This is a genomic window from Falsiroseomonas oryzae, assembly GCF_027856955.1.
In the GTDB taxonomy this organism is placed as follows: Bacteria; Pseudomonadota; Alphaproteobacteria; order Acetobacterales; family Acetobacteraceae; genus Falsiroseomonas; species Falsiroseomonas oryzae.
In genome coordinates this window covers 1-668 of sequence record NZ_JAPSMD010000965.1, presented here as the reverse complement: position 1 = coordinate 668, position 668 = coordinate 1, and the positions used below count along the sequence as shown (strand labels likewise).

The 668-nt window shown below is 77.7% G+C and carries 1 protein-coding gene; it reads left to right on the top strand.

What is annotated here, in order from left to right; all coding sequences use genetic code 11:
• The coding region (locus OZN99_RS32985; protein WP_456299931.1) for a hypothetical protein at nucleotides 1-580 on the top strand (580 nt) is incomplete at its 5' end.
• Between the last annotated feature and the right edge of the window lie 88 nt (nucleotides 581-668).

The following is a 668-nucleotide window of genomic DNA, read 5'->3' as shown; positions in this document are numbered from 1 at the left end:
CTGGCGCAGCGCGACCGACACCGCCTATCGCGCCGGCGACCGGGCCTACCGCGCGGGCGCGGAGTACGGCCGCAGCGCCGCCGGCCTGGTCGAGCAGCAGCCGCTGCTGCTCGGCGCCGTCGGTTTGGCGCTGGGCGCCGCGCTGGGGGCGCTGCTGCCGCCGAGCGAGGCCGAGGACCGGCTGATGGGCGAAAGCCGCGACCGCATGGCCAACCGGCTCTCCGGACTGGCCAGCGAGGCCTACCAGGATGCGCGCGCCAAGGCGGAGCAGCATCTCGGCCAGGCGCAGGAGCATCTGGGCGAGGCCTATGGCCGCACCCGGGAACGGGTCGCGGGCGCGGGCCTCTCGCCGACCGAAGGCGTGAGCGCACTGGGCGAGGTGGCGCGCGACCTGCGCCACGCCGTCGAGCGCACGGCGCAGGACATGGCCGGAGCAGCGCGGGAGGCGACGAAGCCGGCGAATGGCGGCGAGGCGTCCAACCGCGACACGCCACGCGAAGGCGGCACGCCGCCGACCGGCGGCTCCTCCACCGGCATCCCGCCGACTCGCACGGGCCCGGAGAGCGGCGGGCCGGTCTAGCCGCCGTTGCGCCTCTGCCTCCCCCGCCAATCGGGGGAGGGTCGGGGTGGGGGTGCTGGCGCCGGCCTGCGGCGCCCCGCCCCTACCT